The organism is Enterococcus sp. DIV2453a (assembly GCF_050533535.1).
Lineage (GTDB): Bacteria > Bacillota > Bacilli > Lactobacillales > Enterococcaceae > Enterococcus > Enterococcus faecalis.
Genome location: NZ_CP172899.1, coordinates 2,613,112 through 2,634,612, shown reverse-complemented (window position 1 = coordinate 2,634,612; position 21,501 = coordinate 2,613,112). Strand labels below are relative to the sequence as shown.

The 21,501-nt window shown below is 40.3% G+C and carries 20 protein-coding genes; 15 read left to right on the top strand and 5 right to left on the bottom strand.

From position 1 onward, the window contains the following. Window positions 1–7: 7 nt before the first annotated feature. The 5 genes from mutL to pepG1 all read left to right on the top strand — a co-directional run bounded on the left by mutL (window position 8) and on the right by pepG1 (window position 4,809). Complete coding sequence (mutL, locus tag IGK03_RS12760; RefSeq protein ID WP_010713705.1) at window positions 8–2,140, top strand: DNA mismatch repair endonuclease MutL; 2,133 nt, start codon at window positions 8–10, stop codon at window positions 2,138–2,140. A 24-nt stretch (window positions 2,141–2,164) separates the two neighbouring features. Next, window positions 2,165–2,719, top strand: coding sequence for a Maf family protein (locus tag IGK03_RS12755; RefSeq protein WP_002354869.1), 555 nt, complete (start codon window positions 2,165–2,167; stop codon window positions 2,717–2,719). A gap of 131 nt (window positions 2,720–2,850) precedes the next feature. Continuing rightward, complete coding sequence (gene msrB / locus IGK03_RS12750; protein WP_002354871.1) at window positions 2,851–3,288, top strand: peptide-methionine (R)-S-oxide reductase MsrB; 438 nt, start codon at window positions 2,851–2,853, stop codon at window positions 3,286–3,288. Between the two features lie 174 nt (window positions 3,289–3,462). After that, window positions 3,463–4,434, top strand: coding sequence for a ribose-phosphate diphosphokinase (locus IGK03_RS12745; protein ID WP_002381060.1), 972 nt, complete (start codon window positions 3,463–3,465; stop codon window positions 4,432–4,434). Between the two features lie 231 nt (window positions 4,435–4,665). Continuing rightward, window positions 4,666–4,809 (top strand): type I toxin-antitoxin system toxin PepG1, encoded by a 144-nt coding sequence (gene pepG1, locus IGK03_RS12740; RefSeq protein ID WP_002392696.1) that lies wholly within the window; start codon window positions 4,666–4,668, stop codon window positions 4,807–4,809. Window positions 4,810–5,048: 239 nt separating this feature from the next. On the opposite strand, the gene IGK03_RS12735 is transcribed toward pepG1, so the two are convergent. From IGK03_RS12735 to IGK03_RS12725, 3 genes are all read right to left on the bottom strand, one after another. Further along, window positions 5,049–5,642 carry a PBECR4 domain-containing protein gene (locus IGK03_RS12735; protein ID WP_175404155.1) on the bottom strand — a complete coding sequence of 198 codons (594 nt, stop codon included), beginning with the start codon at window positions 5,640–5,642 and terminating at the stop codon, window positions 5,049–5,051. 461 nt (window positions 5,643–6,103) lie between these two features. Further along, entirely contained in the window at window positions 6,104–6,754 is a 651-nt protein-coding gene (pgmB, locus tag IGK03_RS12730) for a beta-phosphoglucomutase (protein WP_137685824.1), read from the bottom strand. A 14-nt stretch (window positions 6,755–6,768) separates the two neighbouring features. Next, window positions 6,769–9,513, bottom strand: coding sequence for a glycoside hydrolase family 65 protein (locus IGK03_RS12725; RefSeq protein WP_202334925.1), 2,745 nt, complete (start codon window positions 9,511–9,513; stop codon window positions 6,769–6,771). Between the two features lie 261 nt (window positions 9,514–9,774). Here IGK03_RS12725 and treR point away from each other — a divergent pair, with 261 nt between their 5' ends. From treR to IGK03_RS12710, 3 genes are all read left to right on the top strand, one after another. Continuing rightward, complete coding sequence (treR, locus tag IGK03_RS12720; protein WP_002354877.1) at window positions 9,775–10,488, top strand: trehalose operon repressor; 714 nt, start codon at window positions 9,775–9,777, stop codon at window positions 10,486–10,488. Between the two features lie 379 nt (window positions 10,489–10,867). Further along, a complete protein-coding gene (locus IGK03_RS12715; RefSeq protein ID WP_010824023.1) occupies window positions 10,868–11,566 on the top strand; it encodes a WxL domain-containing protein in 699 nt (232 codons plus the stop codon). Between the two features lie 94 nt (window positions 11,567–11,660). After that, a complete protein-coding gene (locus IGK03_RS12710; RefSeq protein ID WP_033921599.1) occupies window positions 11,661–12,347 on the top strand; it encodes a WxL domain-containing protein in 687 nt (228 codons plus the stop codon). A gap of 40 nt (window positions 12,348–12,387) precedes the next feature. On the opposite strand, the gene mscL is transcribed toward IGK03_RS12710, so the two are convergent. Continuing rightward, window positions 12,388–12,837, bottom strand: coding sequence for a large conductance mechanosensitive channel protein MscL (gene mscL / locus IGK03_RS12705; protein ID WP_002359018.1), 450 nt, complete (start codon window positions 12,835–12,837; stop codon window positions 12,388–12,390). 208 nt (window positions 12,838–13,045) lie between these two features. Here mscL and yfmF point away from each other — a divergent pair, with 208 nt between their 5' ends. From yfmF to IGK03_RS12670, 7 genes are all read left to right on the top strand, one after another. Further along, on the top strand, window positions 13,046–14,314 hold the full coding sequence (gene yfmF, locus IGK03_RS12700) for an EF-P 5-aminopentanol modification-associated protein YfmF (protein ID WP_010820324.1): 1,269 nt from the start codon (window positions 13,046–13,048) through the stop codon (window positions 14,312–14,314). After that, window positions 14,307–15,611, top strand: coding sequence for an EF-P 5-aminopentanol modification-associated protein YfmH (gene yfmH / locus IGK03_RS12695; RefSeq protein ID WP_002383221.1), 1,305 nt, complete (start codon window positions 14,307–14,309; stop codon window positions 15,609–15,611). Before yfmF ends, yfmH begins: the two co-directional genes overlap by 8 nt. 167 nt (window positions 15,612–15,778) lie before the next feature. Further along, window positions 15,779–16,645 (top strand): RodZ domain-containing protein, encoded by an 867-nt coding sequence (locus IGK03_RS12690; RefSeq protein WP_010776182.1) that lies wholly within the window; start codon window positions 15,779–15,781, stop codon window positions 16,643–16,645. A gap of 124 nt (window positions 16,646–16,769) precedes the next feature. Further along, on the top strand, window positions 16,770–16,982 hold the full coding sequence (locus IGK03_RS12685) for a hypothetical protein (protein ID WP_002359021.1): 213 nt from the start codon (window positions 16,770–16,772) through the stop codon (window positions 16,980–16,982). Window positions 16,983–17,080: 98 nt separating this feature from the next. Then, a complete protein-coding gene (gene pgsA, locus IGK03_RS12680) occupies window positions 17,081–17,659 on the top strand; it encodes a CDP-diacylglycerol--glycerol-3-phosphate 3-phosphatidyltransferase (protein ID WP_002365382.1) in 579 nt (192 codons plus the stop codon). A 248-nt stretch (window positions 17,660–17,907) separates the two neighbouring features. Beyond that, window positions 17,908–18,507, top strand: coding sequence for a MarR family winged helix-turn-helix transcriptional regulator (locus IGK03_RS12675; protein WP_002359022.1), 600 nt, complete (start codon window positions 17,908–17,910; stop codon window positions 18,505–18,507). After that, window positions 18,507–20,291, top strand: coding sequence for an ABC transporter ATP-binding protein (locus IGK03_RS12670; RefSeq protein ID WP_202334924.1), 1,785 nt, complete (start codon window positions 18,507–18,509; stop codon window positions 20,289–20,291). The genes IGK03_RS12675 and IGK03_RS12670 overlap by 1 nt, the downstream gene beginning before the upstream one ends. Window positions 20,292–20,549: 258 nt before the next feature. Here the strand turns inward: IGK03_RS12670 and IGK03_RS12665 are convergent, their stop codons facing one another. Beyond that, on the bottom strand, window positions 20,550–21,437 hold the full coding sequence (locus tag IGK03_RS12665) for a MurR/RpiR family transcriptional regulator (RefSeq protein WP_002383224.1): 888 nt from the start codon (window positions 21,435–21,437) through the stop codon (window positions 20,550–20,552). Window positions 21,438–21,501 lie beyond the last annotated feature (64 nt).

Below are 21,501 nucleotides of genomic sequence, written 5' to 3'. Positions count from 1 at the left end.
TCGTGAAATGGGGAAAATTCAAGAACTATCCGAACAACTAGCCAACCAGATTGCTGCTGGTGAAGTTGTTGAACGTCCCGCTTCTGTCGTCAAAGAATTGGTGGAAAATGCACTGGATGCAGGAAGCACCCAAATTGATATTTTTATTGAAGAAGCTGGCTTGAAAACCATTCAAATTATTGATAATGGTGAAGGAATTGCCAAAGAAGATGTACTGAATGCCTTCAAACGCCATGCCACAAGCAAAATTCATACGAGAGATGATTTGTTCCGAATTCGCAGCTTGGGGTTCCGAGGCGAAGCCTTACCAAGTATTGCCTCAGTTTCTGAAATGATTGTCGAAACTGCCACAGCTGAGGAAGAAGAAGGCAGCTATGTGATTCTAAAAGGGGGCAAGGTCGAAGAAAACCGACCAGCAGCCCTCCGTAAAGGCACAAAAATGACCGTTTCTAATTTATTTTATAATACGCCTGCTCGTTTGAAATACGTCAAAACGATCCAAACGGAATTGGCCAATATCGGTGACATTGTCAATCGTCTGGCGTTAAGTCACCCTAAAGTCGCTTTTCGCTTAGTTCATGACGGCCACAAAATGATGAGTACAACAGGCAATGGTGATTTAAAACAAACGATTGCGGGGATTTATGGCATTAGCACCGCAAAGAAAATGTTGAAAATTGAAGGAAAAGACCTTGATTTTACTTTGACAGGGTATGTCTCATTGCCAGAAGTCACACGGGCCAGTCGCAACTATTTATCAACGATTATCAATGGTCGTTATATTAAAAATTTCGCGTTAAATAAAGCAATTGTAGCCGGCTATGGTTCGAAACTAATGGTGGGGCGTTTTCCAATTGCTGTGTTAGAAATTGAAATGGATCCGCTGTTAGTCGATGTCAATGTCCATCCTACTAAGCAAGAAGTTCGTTTAAGTAAAGAAAAAGATTTAATGGCATTAATTGAACAGGCGATTCAAGAAGTGTTGAGCCAAGAACAGTTGATTCCCAATGCGGCAGACAATTTGCGTTTTAAAAAGAAACTACCGCCAGAACCTAAAGCCGAACAAATGGAAATTCCTCTATCGACTGAACAACCTGCGGTAAAACAACGACCGGGCAGCTTAAGCTATAATCCTGCAACGGGTCGCTTCTATGCGGAACATGCGACAGACGAAACACCAGTCTCAAGCGCCCCTGAAACTGTCAACCAGACAGAAAGAGCAGTGGATCCAATGGACGACCCATTTGCGCCGCCAGTGCCAGAATCAACGAGTGTAGCGGAAGAAACGTCAGCTTACGAAACCTCTTCGGCAGCTGCTGATTCCGCAAATCATTGGGAAACAGCTAGTAATGAGCAACAGGTAATAGCCGAAGAAACGAAAATAACTGAAGTGCCTGATTCAGAACCTTCTCTGCGTTCATCAGAGGCTGCTGACGAGGTTTTCCAAGAAGAAATGAAACTTCACCCGGAATTCGATGCCAATAGCGCTGCGAGCCAAAGAGAACTGAAACAAGCCCTGAACAAGTTGGAAGAAGAACGACCGACAGAACGTTTTCCTGAGCTAGAATACTTCGGTCAAATGCACGGAACTTATTTATTCGCACAAAGCAAAGATGGCCTGTTTATTATCGACCAACACGCTGCCCAAGAACGAATTAAATACGAGTACTTCCGTGAAAAAATTGGCGAAGTCAGTGATGATTTACAAGAACTATTGGTACCAATCGTTATTGATTATCCAAATAGCGATGCCTTGAAAATTAAAGAGCAGAAAGAAACCCTTGCGGAAGTCGGCATCCATTTGGAAGACTTTGGACAAAATAGTTTCATTGTGCGGGCGCACCCAACTTGGTATCCTGCAGGCGAAGAGGAAAGCATTGTTCGCGAGATGATTGACATGTTGCTAACAACTGGCTCGGTCAGCGTGAAAAAATTCCGTGAAGCAACTGCCATTATGATGAGCTGTAAGCGATCCATCAAAGCCAATCATTACCTCAATGAGCAACAAGCACGCGTGCTATTAAAAGATTTAGCCTTGTGCGAAAATCCGTTTAATTGTCCGCATGGACGTCCGGTGCTGATTCATTTTACGAATTCAGATATGGAACGAATGTTTAAACGCATTCAAGACCCCCATTAAAAAGAAACGAGGCGTCATCAATTTATGCAAATTATTTTAGCATCCCAATCTCCTCGCCGTCAGGAGTTATTAAAGCGTGTGGTTCCAACTTTTACGATTGCACCAGCCGATATCGATGAAACTGTTGGCAAAGACGGCTTACCAGCAGAATATGTGGCGCAAATGGCTGCCCAAAAAGCAGCGGCTATAGCAGAACAATCCCCCGAAGCACTAGTCATTGGCTGCGATACAATTGTGGCATTGGCGGGAGAAATCCTCGGTAAACCGACTTCTCGGGAAGACGGTTATCGCATGTTGCGCCTGTTAAGTGGCAAAACACATGACGTGTATACAAGTGTGACGTTGAAACAAGGGGAAAAAGAGCGCTCCGCGACAGTTCATTCAACCGTTACGTTTTATCCACTGACAGACACGGAAATCCATGCGTACTTAGATACCGCAGAATATGCCGACAAAGCAGGCGCTTATGGTATCCAAGGACAAGGGGCATTACTAATTGAAGCAATCGCCGGCGATTATTACGCCATTATGGGCTTACCAATTGCCAAAGTAGCCCGACTACTAAAAGAATTCAACTAATAAAAGACAGTCCTTTTCATTCGTCAAAAGAGAAAGGACTGTCTTTTACTATGCAAACTATTAGGTGCCTGTTTGGCAAACGTGGTATCATTGAACCCAATAAATTGAACAGAAGAAAAGGAGTGGACAGAATGACAAAACCAACAGAAGAAGAATTAAAACAAACCTTGACGGATCTTCAATATGCCGTCACACAAGAAAACGCAACAGAACGCCCTTTTTCAGGAGAATATGATGACTTTTACCAAGACGGAATCTATGTAGACATTGTTAGTGGCGAGCCGTTGTTTAGCTCCCTGGACAAATACGATGCTGGTTGCGGCTGGCCATCCTTTACCAAACCAATTGAAAAACGTGGCGTCAAAGAAAAAGCTGATTTTAGTCACGGCATGCACCGAGTAGAAGTTCGCAGTCAAGAAGCAGATTCACATTTAGGGCATGTTTTCACTGATGGCCCACTCCAAGAAGGCGGCTTACGTTATTGCATTAATGCGGCAGCTTTGAGATTTGTGCCAGTGGCAGATTTAGAAAAAGAAGGCTATGGCGAGTACCTTTCTTTATTCAAATAATCCTCATTTTTTAGACAAATACGATAAAATAGTTAGAAGAAAGCGACTTTTGATGAATATCTTGTATGAAATACAGAAAATCTCTTGATTTATTTGGCTAGGACTACTATTATTTTAGAAGGAAAGTATTGTTCAGTTTTAACGAATTGGCTGAAATAGAAAGTGGAGGTTCTAATGTCGAAACATTATTTTGATCCAAGATTGAAAATCTTTTCTTTGAACTCTAATCGTCCCTTAGCAGAAAAAATTGCGGATGCTGTGGGTGTGGAGCTAGGAAAGTGCTCTGTAACACAATTTAGTGATGGCGAAATTCAAGTGAATATTGAAGAAAGTATTCGTGGTGCACATGTTTACGTCATTCAATCAACAAGTAGCCCTGTTAACGATAACTTAATGGAACTATTAATCATGATTGATGCGTTAAAACGTGCGAGTGCTAAAACAATTAACGTGGTTATGCCTTATTATGGGTATGCACGTCAAGACCGTAAAGCACGTGCCCGGGAACCAATCACTGCTAAACTTGTTGCAAACATGATTGAAAAAGCTGGCGCAACAAGAATGTTGACATTGGACTTACATGCGGTCCAAATTCAAGGATTCTTTGATATTCCAGTGGATCATTTGATGGGTGCACCATTAATTGCCGATTACTTCATCGAACACGGCATTCAAGGCGATGACGTCGTTGTCGTTTCCCCTGACCATGGTGGTGTAACGCGTGCACGTAAATTGGCAGAATTCTTAAAAGCACCAATTGCGATCATTGACAAACGTCGTCCAAAAGCGAACGTAGCAGAAGTAATGAATATCATTGGTCATGTGGAAGGCAAAACATGTGTCTTAATTGATGACATGATTGACACAGCGGGGACAATTTCTCTTGCTGCAAACGCATTGAAAGAAGCCGGAGCAAAAGACGTTTACGCTTCTTGTACACATCCCGTTTTATCAGGACCAGCCTTACAACGTATTGAAGATTCAGCAATTGAACGCTTAGTTGTAACAGACTCTATTTACCTATCGGATGATCGTAAAATTGCAAAAATTGACGAAGTCAGCGTTGGTGAATTAATCGGAGATGCGATTAAACGTATCCACGAAAACAAACCAGTTAGTCCGTTATTTGAAACAAAAAATAAATAATTACAAAAAACCGCCCACATCATTTTTCTGATGTGGGCGGTTTTTTCTCTAAATCATTTTATCTAAAAAAATATTGTAACCTGAATATTTATTAGGTATTCATGATATACGATAAGTGTAGAGAAGTTAAGGCGGAGGCAAGCGCAAAGGAAGATGCGCTTTGCGACGAGCATCGCAACAAAGTGAGAAACATAGGAGCAGAGACTTTCCCCTTTCGGTGAGGTGGTGCGTATGAGCGTACTTCCAAAATTTACAGAAAGGAGAGGCCTTTTGTCAGCATATGAAACAATTCAGACGATCCTAGGGTTTGGTATGTTTACCATTGCTTTGATCGCGCTGATTGTGAAATTGCTTAAAAATGACAATAAAAAATAACCGTTTACTTTGATCGAGTACGGTTATTTTTTATAACTAAATTGGTCACCGTCTTAAACGGCTCTACATCAGAGAGGTATGTTGACGCATATCTCTCTTTTCGTTTTTATTATAGCATATTTTCCCGAAAAGTACGAATAAATTTAGCGTTAATCCGTGAAATCCTAAAAGCTGTTAAAGAGGAGAAAAACCTCTGGGCTTTTTCTCTTTGCCTATAGTCTGTTTAGCCCGCTTTTTTGTTAAAATTTATCGTAAACTTCAATTACTGAGGTGCTATTCAGCTCAGACTTACTTATTTTAATTACTTCATGGGATTCAGTTAAAGATTTCGATTGGCTCTTTCGTGGCTGATTTATTAACGATAATAAAGATTGTGGGACGTACTTTTTGTTATTCTCTTTACATGTTAACGCCACAATCATTTTGCCTGAACGAATTGCTTTTTCATACTGTAAATTATAAAATTTTCCTCCATCGCATATTCGTACACCTGGAGAAATAAGCATTTCTAATAGAGAAATTACTTGTAATTTTTGGCCTATGGTTCCATCATCTTTAGGTTTAATCCCGCGCAGTGAAACTTTATTATTTTTTAAAGCTCTGTAAAATTGAGTAGCCTTAAAACGAAATTTACAGCTCCCTTGTTTATCTATTTGATAATAGTCAACTCCGCATAAATGCATAAAATTCCCAGCTTCAAATTGAACGTTCATTTCTAACAATTTCTTTGTTTTCCGATGTTGATATGTATAAGTGAACATATGATTATTGAAGTTGGTGTCATAAATTAAGAACGCCTTTCTAATTGTGTCAAAATCTTTTTTCTCAATCATTAGTTTCTCCTATAAATAAAGAAGCCAAGCTTAGCTTGCCTTCTTTAAACTTCAAATATAATTCAGGTTTTTCTGTTGCTCACCAACTATTGGCTCTACGTCCAATTCTATATCGAGTTTTTCTGTTGCTCGCCAACTATCGGCTATTACTTCCGATTTCAGTATTGAGTTATTATGATGCCTGATCATCAAGAAACATCTACTTGTTTCTAATAAAAGTCTACCACAGAACCACGTTCAACTCAATCCTTTTTAATCCAATAATGGAGTGTAATGACAAGAAAAAATAACCGTCAACTTTGACCAGCACGGTTATTTTTAAATAATCCAAAAGGTCACCGTCTCAAACGGCTCTACACTAGAGAGGTACGTTGACGCATCTCTCTCTTTTCATCTACATTCTAGCATAGATACAATGTAGATGAAAAGAGGTGCCTGCTGCTAAAGGTTCTTGTCCTTCTTTAGCGATTGAGCAGTGCATCAACGCTTAGTTCAGTCATTTCAGAGACTTGCATGTCGGCTCCGATTAAGGGGTGGTTGGCCGACAAGCCGACGGCATAGATGCCCGCGGCTTTCAAGCCGTCAATGCCTGATTGTGCATCTTCAAAGCCAATGGCGTTTTGCGGTAGCACGCCAATACTGTCAGCGGCGGCTAAAAAGATTTCAGGATCAGGTTTGCCTTTGCTTAACGAGTCGGGATCGACAATTGTGGCGAAGTACGCGCGCACGCCTAATTTTTCCAAAATCAGGGGGGCGTTTTTTGAAGCCGAAGCCACGGCACAGGGAATGTGACGTGCTTGGGCTTGCTGTAGCAATGGCACGACACCAGGTAAAACATCTTCTGTCGTTAAATGTTCTAATAATTGAACGTAGTGGTCATTTTTTTGCTGAGCTAAGGCTTCTTTTTCTGCTGGAGTAAACGCATTTTCACGGTGGCCATGGGCTAAAATGCGGTCCAAGGAATCCATCCGACTAATGCCTTTTAATGTTTCGTTGAAGGTTTCGTCAATGGAAATGCCTAGCGAATCGGCCAACGCTTTCCAAGCTTGATAATGAAATTTGGCGGTGTCAGTAATGACACCATCCAAATCAAAAATAAATCCAATCGTCATTGTGGTTCGCTCCTTTATTGATAATGTACTTCTTTTGGTCGTTCGGCGGTTAACGGAATCAACGCGCCCTGAACCAATAATTGTGTGTCTTTATCTGCTGTAATCGTGACACTGGTTTGTGTTAATGAAAATTGATACGTCACGCCTTGATGAATAAACTGGAAGGCCAGCGATTGCCAATGTTCAGGTAAGTTTGGACAAATTGATAACTCGTTTTGGCGCGTGTCAACGCCTGCATACGTCGCTAAAGTAACGTGGATCGTCGCAGCCATGACCCCTGTATGAATCCCTTCAGAGGTCGTGCCACCTTGAATGTCACGATAATCGGAATACAACGCTTCTTGATAAAGTTGCCAAGATAGCTCATGGAATTGCGCCATTTCTGCCAATTGGGCATGAACAATTCGTGACAAAGTCGAACCATGAGACGTCCGTTTTAGATAATACAAAAGATTTTTTTCCAAATAATCCGCAGGCAATTGATACCCTAAATCTTCTAAAATTTGATCCACCCGAGTTTTGTCTAAGTTGTAGAACAACATTAACGTGTCGGCTTGTTTCGCCACTTTGTAATCATCGGGGGATTCCCCTTCGGCTTTTAAAATTCGATCCATGCGGTAAATATTGCCGTATTTCTCTTTCATCGCTGCCCAGTCAATCTCTTTTAAGCCGAAATACCCTTCATATTGCGCAATAATACCGTCAGAATTAACTTCAATTTCCAGTGAATTTTGAATTTGCTGCATGCGGGCTAGATCAGCCGAAGTGGTCTGCGTTTTGGCAAAAAGTTGTGCCTGTTCTTCCTCAGAGAAAAGTGCCAAAATGTTGGTTAATTCTTCGAATAGCCAAACCACCATCAAATTCGTATAGGCGTTGTTTTTCAAGCCGCTTTCCGTTTGGTCTGGATAGCCCTCGTGAAACTCATCAGGTCCCATCACTTTATCAATAAAGAACCGTCCTGTTGCGTCATCTAACGTCGCAGCGCTGTTCCAAAATTGAGCGATTTCTAACAACATTTCGCCGCCATATTGTTTCATAAATTCATGATCCTGTGTACTATGCCAATACAACCAAGCATTGTAAGCAATCGCCAAGGACACATGCCGTTGCAGAATGCTATGATCCTCGCCCCAATGTCCATTCAACGGATTTAAGTGAAGTTTTTGCGTGGTTTCACGCCCGTCACGTCCTGATTGCCACGGATACATTGCGCCACGATACTGGCTAGCCGCCGCATTTTCCTTCGCCTTCTCTAATCGATGGTAGCGATACAGCAACAATTGTTTCGCCGTGTCAGGATAATGTTGAATATAAAAAGGTAAAATAAAAATTTCATCCCAGAAAATATGTCCACGATACGCTTCACCATGCAAGCCTCGGGCGGTAATCGAGACGTCCAATGCTTGCGCTTGGTTACTAAAAGGCGAAGCCGAAGCCAGCAAGTGATAACTGTGAATCCGTAAAAGTTTTTGAGACATCAAATCGCCTGTCACGGTAATGTTGGCTTGTTGCCAAAGGGTTTGCCAAGCGCGGGCGCTTTCCTGAGCGGCGGCCGCAAAAGAGTCCTTCGGCGTAAACGGTACTTGCCAACTTTGTTCGGCGTGGCTGGCTTGCACATAGACTTGTTTTTCTAGCGTATAGCGCGTGCCTTGGTGCGCCATCACGGTCACCACTTGGGCGATTTTTTCCGCTTCTTCTTGAATCATAATGGCTTCTTTTTCAAAAAAATCACCGGTTATCAAGGCCGTTTCTCGGACGCTCAAGTTGGATTGATTGGTACAAACCTCAATCACGGTTTTGTTTTCCTGCGCGCTTAATGCTGTCACCTGAAAATGTTTGGCTGTTAAGTTACGATACCGCGCCACGTTATAGTTGTAGACACTGCCATCCGTGACGGTTTTCAAAGTAATCGGGGCCGAAAAGTTTAACGGCTCAAACGTATATTGCAGATGATAGTCATTCGGCTGTGCCATATTGGCGATTTTTTTCGTCGTTAATTTAATTTGCTGATTGTCCGCATCTTTCAATATCATTTCTGCGACAAACAATCCCGTTTTCAAGTTCAATTGACGATGTAATTGTTGTAGCGTGTCTGGAGAAATCGTTAACCAGTCAGTGGCATCGCCAATTTTTAAAGCGATGTGTTGGTTATCAGGAGCATTGACGAAATCTTCATTTTCCACTACTTGACCCGCAACTTCCGAAGCCGCTGTATTATAAAGCCCCGCAATGTAGGTCGCTGGATAATGATCATCAGAAATCGTCATCTCAGGGGTTGTGCCGCGCAAGCCTAAAAAGCCATTGCCGACAGTTAACAGGGACTCCACCGCATATTCATTTTTCCCAGGCACGTAGCCATAATAATCTAAATGCCAAGCCAGATACTGCCGTTTTTCTCCAAATGCTTCCAGCAGATTCGGTGCCGCCGCTTGTTCGGCTGCCGTTAAAAGTGGCGTGTTCAACTGTTCCGCGAATGCTTGAATCACCGCTTGCGGAACCAGCGCCAACGTTTCCTCTGGCGAAAAGAAGTCCGCTGGGAAATCAGCCACAATTCCCCCCAGAATCGGCGCAGCCTCTGCCACAATCAATTGGCACAGTTCAGGAACCGTTTCTTCGATAGTCAAGGCTTCAAAAGGGAACGTTTTTTGGTGAAGCGGTTCCAATTTATGGTTAAAAAAAGTCGTCGTTAGTTGGTTCGTTGCGAATGTTAATTCTAAAATGGTCATGTTTGGCGCCTCCTTGCGAACTTGTATAGACATGTTTCGTTTGACTACAGTATAGTATGAACGAATCAGAATTACAAGGATTTTCCCTAGATTCTTGGGAAAAGTTTTCCAGAAGGGGGCTGTAACAGACTGCGCTGGGTCCGAAAAAAAGGCGGTCAAGCAGTGGTTTGGCTGGGGGAGTCAGTGGCGTAAGCAAGGCAGAAAGTGCGGGGGATTTTTCTGACCAGCTCTAGGTTTTTCGGAGGGAATATGCTATGCTTTTAGAAAAGAAATTGTTGGTAGAGGAGGATCGGCATGAACAAGTTTCATGACATATTTTTAGAATTAGAACAACAAATTGTCCAAGGCGACTATCAGCCAGGCGATTTATTACCTAGTGAAAATCAATTAGTGGAAACTTACAATGTTTCCCGTGAAACAATTCGGAAAGCCTTGAATTTACTGATTAACGCTGGCTACATTCAGAAAAAGCAAGGCAAAGGCTCGATTGTCTTAAACTTTAAAAAATTTAATTTTCCTATTTCAGGGGTGACCAGTTACAAGGAGTTACAACAAACGCAACATATTGAAAGTCATACTCATGTAGTTTCCTTAGAAGAAATTCCTGTGGAGCGCAACTTGGCTCAGTTGACTGGTTGGACCGAAGGGGCCCCTGTGTGGCGCTTAGTTCGGCAACGGGAGATTGAAGGGGAAGTCGATATTTTAGATATTGATTACTTGATTAAAGAGATTGTCCCTGAACTGCCGAAGCATCGTGCCGAAGATTCGATTTTCGATTATCTGGAAAACGACCTTGGCTTGGCGATTAGTTATGCCCAGAAAGAAATTACCGTGGAACCGCTCACAGAGATGGACAAGCAGCTGATTGGTGAAGTGGAAGGCAATCATGTCGTCGTGGTCCGCAGTATCATGAACTTGGAAGATACCCGCTGTTTTGGCTATACGGAATCTCGTCACCGCTTAAACAAATTTAAGTTTGTGGAATTTGCGCGTCGCCGCAAGTTGTAAGTCTTGGCGATTAGCAAACGCAAAAACGGCTGTCATTAAATGAAATTTGAAGATTTTTTCGCCGAAATCGCGGATAAATTTATAAGAATTTAGGAGAAAACGTCAAAAGGTAAGAGTTGAACCCTTACTTTTTGACGTTTTCTTGCTGTTTATTAATCGATTTTGCCGCGAAAATCATTAAATAACACTTTCGAATGTCAAAAAGTGTTGAAATTTATGTTTAAAACCAAGAGATATCATTGATATTAAAAGAACTGTTGATTTTTTCTATGCGCGGTTAAATATTTAAAATCACAGACACAGGGGAATCTTGTATAATTAAGGCCATAGCTTCAGAAGTACATTCTGGAAATTCTTAAACAAAAGGAGACGTACATAGATGAAAAAGAAATTATTTGCAAGTTTACTCGTTGGCAGCGCAGTTGTTGGGGCTAGCTTGGCGCCTCTTTCGGCACAGGCTGTCACGACAGGAAATACACCAGTACAGGTAGAATTTGAAGGTGGAACATTGCAAGATCAGGGGGATGATACTGGCCCAATCGTAGATCCCGATCCGACGCAACCGAATACGAATTTTGACTTATTAGCCATTCCGAAAATTTTTGACTTTTCTCCCGTAAAAATTGGTGAGGATATAACCGCTATTAGACCCATTTCAACTGCGCCAAAATCGATCATGGTGGGTGATGTCCGTGGGACCAAAGAAGGCTGGCATGTCACTGGCGAAGTAGTGGGCATGAGTAATGGCACAGATACATTAGATGGACAGATTACTTTTGGAATGACACCATACTATGCCATATTCAATGAAAGTACGAGTTCTTACGGGGGCTTCAATACTCTGAATGGCATGAATATCGCTAATGATCCAACGGCCCCTAGCTTTAACGGTGCGAGCCTTAAGATTGGTGGCGGCGCCGCAGCTTTAATTAACGCTCCTCTAGGAAAGGGGCAAGGGACTTGGTCAGGTCGTCTAGATAACTTAACGTTAAATGTAACGACACCAATGCAAGAACTGAAAAAAGGCGCGTATACAGGAAATGTCACCTGGAATCTTGTCGCAGGACCAGCGATTTAAGCATAAACAGGTAAACAATAGCGGACGGAAGAGCTGTTTAAATGGTCTTCCGTCCGTTCTTAAACAATCAATTAAAAAAAGAGAGGTATGTAAAATGAAAAAGAAATTACTCGCAAGTTTGTTGGTAAGTAGCGTAGTGGTTGGCGCTAGTTTGGCACCGCTGTCGGCACAGGCTGTGACGACAGGGAATACGCCAGTGCAGGTGGAATTTGGCGGAGGGAAGTTGCCAGATGGGGACTTCGACGGAGCAAATACAGTAAGACCTGACCCAGGTGCTACAAACACTGATTTTGATTTGCTTTATATTCCTGAAATGATTTCGTTTCAGAAAAAAATGATATCTGATGATTTATCCGCCATTTCTTCTATATCTGAAACCCGTTATGGAGTAGGTGATTTAAGAGGGACGAAAGAGGGTTGGCATGTTACTGCCACAATTCCTGAAATGGTCAATGGTGAAGAGACATTGACAGGTGAATTCTCTTTTACTCAATCAGGATTTGTTGTATCTTATGATGAAGCAACAAATATGTTTTCAGGAGTAGGGGGGGTTATTTTTACGAATAATCCTGCTGCACCCGAATTTCTAGCTACCAATAGTATTACAATTGGTGGTGGTGCTACATTAGTGGGGAATGCAGTTGGTGGAAAAGGTCAAGGAATGTGGTATTCTTTAATGCGCAACAAATATTTAAACATTACGACCCCTTACCAACAACTCAAAGCAGGGACCTACACAGGGAACGTCACCTGGAACCTTGTCGCAGGACCATCTCTCTAAGACAAAACAAAAAAGTCATCCCCTCAGGATGACTTTTTGCTTATTTCTCTGTGACGGTGCTGTCTGTTTTGACAGTTTCAGCAGGCGGTGTTTGTGCCGCTAGCAAGTCGCGAATTTCTTTTAAGTAATCTTCGCTCGTTGGTACCACTTCTTCTTCTGCCGCTTCTTCTTTTTTGCCACGGTTTTTCATTTTGTTGGCCGCTTTGACAATCAAGAAGAGGACGAAAGCCGTAATTAAAAATGTAATAAGTGCACTAATCACGCTACCAATATTGAATTCAACGCCTTCGACTTTATAGACAAGGGCACCCAATGCATCGTCGGCACTCTTTTTCCCAGTCGTCAAGACAAAAATCAGACTAATTAACGGGGTAATCAAGCCTTCCACCACTTGTGTCACGATTGCAGTAAACGCACTACCAATGACAACACCGACGGCTAGATCTAAGACACTTCCGCGCATGATAAACTCTTTAAATTCTTTAATCATTCTTTTTTCCCTCCTCACTTTAAAAACAGTATACCGAATCTTCTTGAAAATTTGAACTGAAAAACTCTTATCATTCAGAAAGCACCTGAAGCTGTGTTATAATGGAGCTATTGGAAAAAACATTAAAAAATGCTTTAGAATTTACGCGATACATATATTTCACAGCATTCTTTAGGTAAGATGAAGCAAATGAAGGAGCGATGCGGCAATGTCTGTTCAATTAGTTAAAGGCGTGAATTTACACGTCATTCCTACAGAAAAATATAAAACGGTGCGTCTTTTAGTCCGCTTTAATACACGATTAAATCATGAAACCATTACAAAAAGAACGCTGTTGTCCAGTTTGATGGAAACCAACAGCTTGAATTACCCGAATCAAGTCAAGTTAAGTGAGCGTTTGGCGGAACTTTACGGCGCCAGCTTTGGGATTGGCGTTTCCAAAAAAGGCAATCAACATTGGTTTAATGTTTCTATGAACATTGTCAATGATCATTATTTACAGGATAGTCAGGTGCTTGCCGAAGCGGTGGACTTTTTGAAGGAAATTATTTTTGCCCCCAATATTCAAGCGGGCCAATTCGAAGCGGAAACCTTCCAACGGGAGAAAGAGAACTTGAAAGCGTACTTGGAAAGTATTGTGGAGGATAAGCAAACCTATGCTTCTTTGGCGCTTCAAAGTGTCTATTTTAATCAATCGGAGGATCAAAAAATCCCTAGTTTCGGGACCGTTGCGGCGTTAGCTGAGGAAACAGCGGCGTCATTAGCAGCGTATTATCAAAAAATGCTGGCGGAAGATCAAGTGGATATTTTTGTCTTAGGCGATGTCAATGAGGCGGAGTTAGTGCCACTATTCAAGCAATTACCGTTTACGCCTCGTGAAGAAGGCAAAGCCGCGATTTTCTACAATCAACCAATTCGCAATGTGATTGAAGAGCGGACCGAGCGTGAGGTGTTAGCCCAATCGAAATTAAACTTGGCTTATAACACAGATATTTATTATGGCGATAGCTATTATTTTGCGTTGCAAGTGTTTAATGGGATTTTTGGCGGTTTCCCGCATTCTAAATTATTCATGAATGTCCGTGAGAAAGAGCATTTAGCGTATTATGCTTCTAGTAGTATCGACACCTTCCGTGGCTTCATGACGGTTCAAACAGGAATCGATGGCAAAAATCGGAATCAGGTCTTGCGTTTGATTTCGACAGAATTGGAAAATATTCGCTTAGGTAAGATTAGCGAATTAGAAATTGAACAAACGAAAGCAATGTTAAAAAATCAGTATATCTTAGCGTTAGATAATGCAGGCGCGTGGCTGGAAAAAGAATACTTGAACGAATTAATGCCGCAGACGATGCTGACGGCGGAGGAATGGATTGCGCGGATTAATGCCGTGACTATTCCAGAAATCCAAGAAGTAGCCAAACGCTTGGAACTTCAAGCGATCTTCTTTTTGGAAGGAGAAACGGAAAATGATTAAAAAAGACTATGCACAAATTAAAGAAACATTGTATACAGAAACACTGGAAAATGGGTTAAAGGTTTACCTATTACCGAAAAATGATTTCCAAAAAACGTATGGCTTGTTTACGACCGATTATGGTTCCATTGACAATACGTTCGTGCCAATTGGTCAAGAGGAAATGATTGAAGTACCTGACGGAATCGCCCACTTTTTAGAACATAAAATGTTTGAAAAAGAAGATGGCGATGTCTTCCAAAAATTTGGGCAACAAGGGGCTTCAGCGAATGCCTTTACCAGTTTTACGAAAACGAGTTATTTGTTTTCAACGACGGATCAAGTGACACAAAATCTAGAAACGTTGCTTGATTTTGTGCAATCGCCGTATTTTACGAAGGAAACGGTCGAAAAAGAAAAAGGCATCATTGGACAAGAAATTCAAATGTATTTAGATGATCCTAACTGGCGCTTGTTCTTTGGGATTTTAGGCAACCTTTATCCGAAACATCCATTGCATATTGATATTGCCGGTACAGTGGCAAGTATTGCGGAGATTACCGCAGAGGATTTGTATACATGTTACAATACGTTTTATCATCCAAGTAATATGACCTTATTCGTGGTAGGGAAAATGGACCCTGAAGCGTTAATGGCCTTCATTCGTGAAAACCAAGCGGCGAAAGAGTTTCCTGCCGCCCAACCTATTCGTCGGCATTTTCCTGAAGAAACAGCTGCTGACATTGTCAAAGAGAGCGCCATTGAAATGGCAGTCACACGGGCAAAAGTGCTTGTTGGCTTGAAAGGCTTAGATGAAGTGCCAACAACGGGTCGTGACTTAATGAAATATCAAGTCACCGTGAACTTGTTGTTACAATTATTGTTTGGTAATACCTCTCAAAACTATTTGGCTCTTTATGATGAAGGCTTGTTAGATGATAGTTTTAGTTATGACTTTAATTTAGATCGCAGTTTCCATTTTGCGGATATTGGCGGCGATAGTGAGCAACCAGAAGTCTTAGCAGAACGAATTGAAGCTATTTTATTATCTGCCACAACAAGTCCAGAATTAACGGAAGAAAATTTGTCCTTATTGAAGAAAAAAATGATTGGTAAATATTTCCAATCCTTAAACTCTTTAGAGTATATCGCCAACCAATTTTCACAATCATTGTTTGGGGAAACCACGCTGTTTGATAAGATTGAAGTCATTGAAAGTATTCAATTAGCCGACGTCCGCCAAGTAGCAGAGACCTTTATTCGTGAAGAAGGATTGAGCCGTTTCTACATGTATCCTAAAGGAGAAACCGAGCAATAAACCAACTGTTTAAGAAAAAGAAAAATCTTTGAAATCTTTCAATTTTGTTATCCTCAGTTGGCTTCTTTTGTGGTATTCTTAAAGGACGGGAATGTTTTCCTTGGCAATTGAAAAAGACTGATGAGACAATCGATAAATTAACAAAATAGACTGGAGAAGATGGACGAGTGGCCAGCGTAAATATTGGAGAAACACTAAAAGAAGCAAGATTGCAGAAGAACATCACAATTGATGAACTGCAACAAATGACAAAAATTCAAAAAAGATATTTAGAAATTATTGAACAAAACGATTTTGAGTCCTTACCAGGCACCTTTTATGTGCGGGCGTTTATCCGCCAATATGCAAGTGCGGTCGGCTTAGATGGCAATCAATTGGTAGATATCTATGATGGCAAAGAGCCTGAAATTGTCGAAGAACCCAAGCCAGTGTATGAAGAGCTTGAAGGATCACGTAAGCAATTGCATGACGAAGAAAAGCAATCCAGTTGGTTACTGCGGAACTTACCAGCCATTGCCTTTTCGTTAATTGGTTTAGCCATTGCGGTCGTAGTGCTGTATATTATGTGGCAAGATCAAAAAGCCGAACCGATTATTCAAACACCGGCAACTAGTGCCAGTGTGGAAAAACCCAAAGAATCAAGTCAAGCCCCAGAAAGTAGCACACAAAGTAGTACACCGCCGTCTTCTTCAAGCGAACCAGAGAAGAAAACAGCTGTGGCTGTGGTGAGTGATGCCAATAATCAAGTAACTGCAACGGTTAAAGATGCGAATAGTCCAATCAACATTACCTTTAAAGGGACTGAAGGCTCTTGCTGGATTGGCGTGATGGTCGATGGCAACTATACGTACCAACACACCCTGCAAGCAGGAGAAACAGAAACAACAGCTTTACCTGCGAATGCCGCCAATGCAACACTGATTCTAGGCGCCTCAAATAACGTCGCCATTCAAGTCGATGGCGCCGATTTAACACTGGAAAAAACGCCAGTTTTAATTCGTAAGGATGTTACATTAGGGATTACGTATCGTTAGAAATGGTGTAAGAAGAATCTGGATAAACTGTCAAACGGCAATTATTCCAGATTCTTTTCTTTTATAATTAACAGCGAATGGTTAAAAAGACGACAATAATAATTCAAGAGAGAAGGGGTTATCAATGCTTAAAATAGTTAATAAAAAATTTAATCTTATCACCATATTTTCAATCGCTCTGTTGGTCATGGGCTTCTTGATTGTTGGCTTACAACTGTATTTCTACTTTATCTATGGTTCTAAATTTTTAGACAGTATCACATTGATTGGAATGATTAATTTAGGTTTAGGCTATTACCAGCTCTTTCTAAAAAAAGGCAAGAATATTTCTGAATAAACGGTCAAACGGCAATTATTCCAGATTCTTTTCTTTTTTTCGTGACACTGCCAGCAAGATAACGTAAAATAGAACAGGAGAAGGAAGGGGCAATTGAAGTGAATTTACCAAATAAATTAACAGTTTTAAGAATATTTATGATTCCGATTTTTATTATTATTGTGTCAGTGCCAATGGACTGGGGAACGATTAGTTTTGGCGACACAACGTTAGCCGTTACCCAATTAGTGGGCGCGATTATTTTTGCAGTTGCTAGTTTTACAGACTGGTTGGATGGCAAAATTGCCCGTGCGCAAGGCTTGGTTACGAACTTCGGAAAATTTGCGGACCCATTAGCGGACAAAATGCTAGTGATGACCGCTTTTATCGTCTTAGTTGGTCAAGGCAAAGTACCCGCTTGGATTGTAGCAATTATTGTTTGTCGTGAATTGGCAGTAACTGGTTTACGGTTGTTATTAGTCGAACATGGCGAAGTAATGGCAGCAGCTTGGCCAGGAAAAGTAAAAACAGCTACCCAAATGGTTGCAATTATTTTACTGTTCATTAACAACATTCCATTTTCAGCACTTCATCTACCACTAGATCAAATCATGCTATATGCTTGCTTGATTTTCACCATTTACTCTGGTGTTGATTATTTTGCTAAGAATAAAGATGTTTTTAAAGGTTCGATGTAAAGAGAGAATCAAAACGCTTGGCTTGTGCCAAGCGTTTTTTTAGTATTCATGATTGAATGGACAAATAGATTTTTAAGTAGAGGAACAGATGAATCGATAAAACAAATCGGCAGTTTCTGTATGCTATTTTTCATTTTGGTTATATCTACATACAAATAATTAGTTTGTTGTTGACAAAGTAAACTAAATAGATTACTATTTAGTTCGTTAGCTTATATATAAACTAAATAAATTTTTTGGAGGAAATTATGAAAAAAACAGATATTTTAAATAAACTATTAAAAATTGCTCAACAACCTTACTTAATCTTTGCTTCTAGCATAGAGGAGAAACCAGATAACACTTTTGAAACGTTAAAATTGCTTGCTTCTGAAGAAAATGTAACAGCTGGAAGAATCGCTGAATATTTAGATATAAAACCTTCTAGTGTGACACAAATCATAAAAAAATTAGAGTCTGTTAAAGCAGTTAAACGAGTCAAAAATGAATCAGATGCTCGGGTCACATTCGTTGTATTGACCGATAAGGGACGAGAAAGTTTAAGTACTCAAGGAAATATTTCTAATGGATTTAATGAAGAAATGTTTAAGGGCTTCTCAGAGGAGGAACTAGAGTCTTTAAATAATTATTTAGAACGTATAGAAAAGAATATTTCTAGTGAAGAATTTTTAGATAAAATTGAAACAATTTTTGGCGACGATAAAAATTGGGAACATTTCAGAAAAATATCAGCTAGATATGGTAGAGCTAGAGAACAGATGATGGGACATGATGGCTTTGGTAGATTTGGTGAATTCAATGGTGAATACGGTGGCTTTGAAGGATGGAAGAGAGGTCGGAGAAGATAATGGCAGTAGGTGGAGGCGGCAAAAATAGTCATGATTCTATCCGAGCAGATAAAACAAAATTTTCGTTTAAAGAATTTTTAGGCTTAATCAAGATGACAGAGCCTAACTATTTACTGCTTGGCATCGGGATGATATTTCTTGTGATTTCTTCTAGTGTCCAAGTGTACGTTCCAAAACTTGCTTCAAGTTTAGTCAATAATTTTCAAAAGGGAGTAGATTATAGTTTATTAGGTAAAGTTGTTGGGTTATTTATATTTTCAGCACTCGTTTCTGCATTAGGAGGGACAATTTTAGGTATTTTTGGTGAAAATGTCATCCAAAATATGCGTAAACGCTTATGGAATAAATTAACTATTCTAAAAGTTTCTTATTTTGACTCTGTTAAAGCGGGTGAAATATCCAGCCGGGTCGTAAATGATACTAATCAAGTTAAGCAATTGTTAGCCGTTACTTTTCCTCAAACAGTTGCCAGTGTGATTACAGTTATTGGTACGGTATATATGATGATTAAAATGGATTGGCATATGTCGCTTGCTATGGTAATTGCTGTTCCTGTTGTAATCCTTTGTATGATTCCAGTAATGGCATTTGGTTCAAAAGTTAGTCACATTCGCCAAGATGCTATGAGTCAATTTAACGGACTTGCTACTGAAACGTTGAGTGAAATTCGTTTAGTCAAAACTTCTAATGCTGAATCTCAGGCGCAGGTTCGTGCTGCAAATGAAGTGGATCGGTTATTTAATGTAGGGAAAAAAGAAGCAATATTTGATGCATCTATGCAACCAATTATGATGATGGTCTTTATGAGCATGGTATTTGGGCTATTAGCATATGGGATGCATCGAATTGCCGTTGGTGTGATGACAATCGGAACATTGATGAGTTTCTTAATGTATCTATTTAATCTTATTGGCGCCATGCCAATCATTGCGACGTTATTTTCTGAAGTAGCTAAAGCAGCAGGATCAACGCGACGAGTGCAAGAATTGTTATCTAGAGAACCTGAAGACTTTGAAAGTGGACAAGATATTGATTTATCGGAAAAGACTTTATCAGTTAAAAATGTAAAATTTTCTTATGAAGATGCACCAGAGGAACCTATCTTAACAGACATTTCTTTTACTGCTCAGCCAAACCAAGTAATTGCTTTTGCTGGCCCATCAGGTGGCGGGAAATCGACGATTTTTAGTTTAATTGAAAGGTTTTATGAACCTACAGAAGGACAAATTAAATTTGGAGATATTGACATAAAAGATATCAAATTATCAGATTATCGTCGTCAAATCGGCTTTGTATCACAGGATTCTGCGATTATGGCAGGGACAATCAGAGATAATCTAACGTATGGCTTAGCAGAAAACTTCTCAGATGAACAACTATGGGATGTCTTGGAACTAGCATATGCGCGAAAATTTGTAGAAGAAATGCCAGATAAATTGAATACGGAAGTCGGTGAACGTGGCGTTAAAATTTCTGGAGGACAAAGACAGCGTATTGCAATTGCTCGTGCATTCTTGCGGAATCCCAAGATTTTAATGTTAGATGAAGCTACTGCTAGCCTAGATTCAGAATCTGAGATGAAGGTTCAAGAGGCATTGTCCAATTTAATGAAGGGCCGAACAACATTGGTTATTGCCCATAGATTGTCGACAATTGTTGATGCGGATAGCATTTACTTTGTTGAAAAAGGGAAAGTAACTGGTTCAGGAAAACATGATGAGCTAGTAAGTAAACATAAAACTTACGCTAAATATGTGTCCGAACAATTTAAAGTAATGGAATGAACGAAATAAGCAAACTTAAAATGAAGCTAAGACAACACATGCATTTAACTAATTGTCTTAAGATTTAGAAAGAACTTGGACATAACCCCCAAGTTCTTTTTTCTAATTTATTTTTACCCACAAGATAAAAAGCGACCAAAAAATTGGTCGCTTTTTAAATACCTCCATGATAGTTCACTTGCTTCATAAAATGTAGAGTCACGGTATAAAGCCAATTTGCGAGGACCGATATTACAAAAATAAGCACCATTCAGATCTTTACGACAAATAATGCGGATCGGTCTTAGTCGTGCTAATGTTATCACGGATTTTTTTCAAGGAATCGGCATTTTGATCAAAATTGTGATACATCGTATTTGTGTATAAAATATCCATTACCGTTAAGTAACTAATCCGTGAAGCCAAGGATTCCGCACGAAACAAGCCTTCTTCGGTGACGACAATAATTGCTTCGTCGGACAAGCCTGCCAACTCTGAACCGCTGTTACCGGTTAACGTAATCATTTTTGCGTTGGTTTTTTTAACTTGTCGTGCTAGGTTGATTGATTCTTTGGTTTTGCCTGAATGGGAAAAAATAAACACGCAATCTTCACTGGTTAATTTTGTGACAAAACTTAACTGCATGTGGTAATCAAAAATGTAGTTGCACCGATAGTTGGTCCGAATGAATTTATGGAAACTATCAAAAGCCACAATCGAGGAGCCGCCTTGCCCAAAAAAGTGAAGCGTTTTGGCAGAGTACATCAAAGCCAACACGTTATCTAACAGCTCTTTTGTTAAGAACTGTGTGGCGTTACTGAGGGAATAAATATTGGCTTGTAAGACTTTTTTAGCAATGGTAATACTATCATCATCTGGTGAAATATCATCGGCGCCATTCACGCTATTGACGTTTTGAAAAGTCGGCTGATAATTAGAATTCCTGGCGATATCAATTTTAAATTCTTGGAACCCAGAATAGCCAATCTTTTTTACAAATTGATACACGGAAGATTGGGAGACGCCAATTTCGTTGGCCAGACTTTCTAACGTCATTTGTGTCAATAATGATTCAGAATGAACAAAGTAATCGGAAATTTTCTTTTCTGTGAGGCTCAAATTCGGTTTTTTGATCCGAATCCGTTGATCCAAATAGTGGTTTTTCATTAACACGTTCCTCCAATCTTATTTTTTAAAATAGAATGAATGCCTTTTCATTGTTGGTATAGAC

Coding starts and splice junctions, on each gene's coding strand:
- mutL (WP_010713705.1), top strand. CDS start 8: ATGGGGAAAATTCAAGAACTATCCGAACAACTAGCCAACCAGATTGCT.
- IGK03_RS12755 (WP_002354869.1), top strand. CDS start 2,165: ATGCAAATTATTTTAGCATCCCAATCTCCTCGCCGTCAGGAGTTATTA.
- msrB (WP_002354871.1), top strand. CDS start 2,851: ATGACAAAACCAACAGAAGAAGAATTAAAACAAACCTTGACGGATCTT.
- IGK03_RS12745 (WP_002381060.1), top strand. CDS start 3,463: ATGTCGAAACATTATTTTGATCCAAGATTGAAAATCTTTTCTTTGAAC.
- pepG1 (WP_002392696.1), top strand. CDS start 4,666: ATGAGCGTACTTCCAAAATTTACAGAAAGGAGAGGCCTTTTGTCAGCA.
- IGK03_RS12735 (WP_175404155.1), bottom strand. CDS start 5,642: ATGATTGAGAAAAAAGATTTTGACACAATTAGAAAGGCGTTCTTAATT.
- pgmB (WP_137685824.1), bottom strand. CDS start 6,754: ATGACGATTGGATTTATTTTTGATTTGGATGGTGTCATTACTGACACC.
- IGK03_RS12725 (WP_202334925.1), bottom strand. CDS start 9,513: ATGTCTATACAAGTTCGCAAGGAGGCGCCAAACATGACCATTTTAGAA.
- treR (WP_002354877.1), top strand. CDS start 9,775: ATGAACAAGTTTCATGACATATTTTTAGAATTAGAACAACAAATTGTC.
- IGK03_RS12715 (WP_010824023.1), top strand. CDS start 10,868: ATGAAAAAGAAATTATTTGCAAGTTTACTCGTTGGCAGCGCAGTTGTT.
- IGK03_RS12710 (WP_033921599.1), top strand. CDS start 11,661: ATGAAAAAGAAATTACTCGCAAGTTTGTTGGTAAGTAGCGTAGTGGTT.
- mscL (WP_002359018.1), bottom strand. CDS start 12,837: ATGATTAAAGAATTTAAAGAGTTTATCATGCGCGGAAGTGTCTTAGAT.
- yfmF (WP_010820324.1), top strand. CDS start 13,046: ATGTCTGTTCAATTAGTTAAAGGCGTGAATTTACACGTCATTCCTACA.
- yfmH (WP_002383221.1), top strand. CDS start 14,307: ATGATTAAAAAAGACTATGCACAAATTAAAGAAACATTGTATACAGAA.
- IGK03_RS12685 (WP_002359021.1), top strand. CDS start 16,770: ATGCTTAAAATAGTTAATAAAAAATTTAATCTTATCACCATATTTTCA.
- IGK03_RS12675 (WP_002359022.1), top strand. CDS start 17,908: ATGAAAAAAACAGATATTTTAAATAAACTATTAAAAATTGCTCAACAA.
- IGK03_RS12670 (WP_202334924.1), top strand. CDS start 18,507: ATGGCAGTAGGTGGAGGCGGCAAAAATAGTCATGATTCTATCCGAGCA.
- IGK03_RS12665 (WP_002383224.1), bottom strand. CDS start 21,437: ATGAAAAACCACTATTTGGATCAACGGATTCGGATCAAAAAACCGAAT.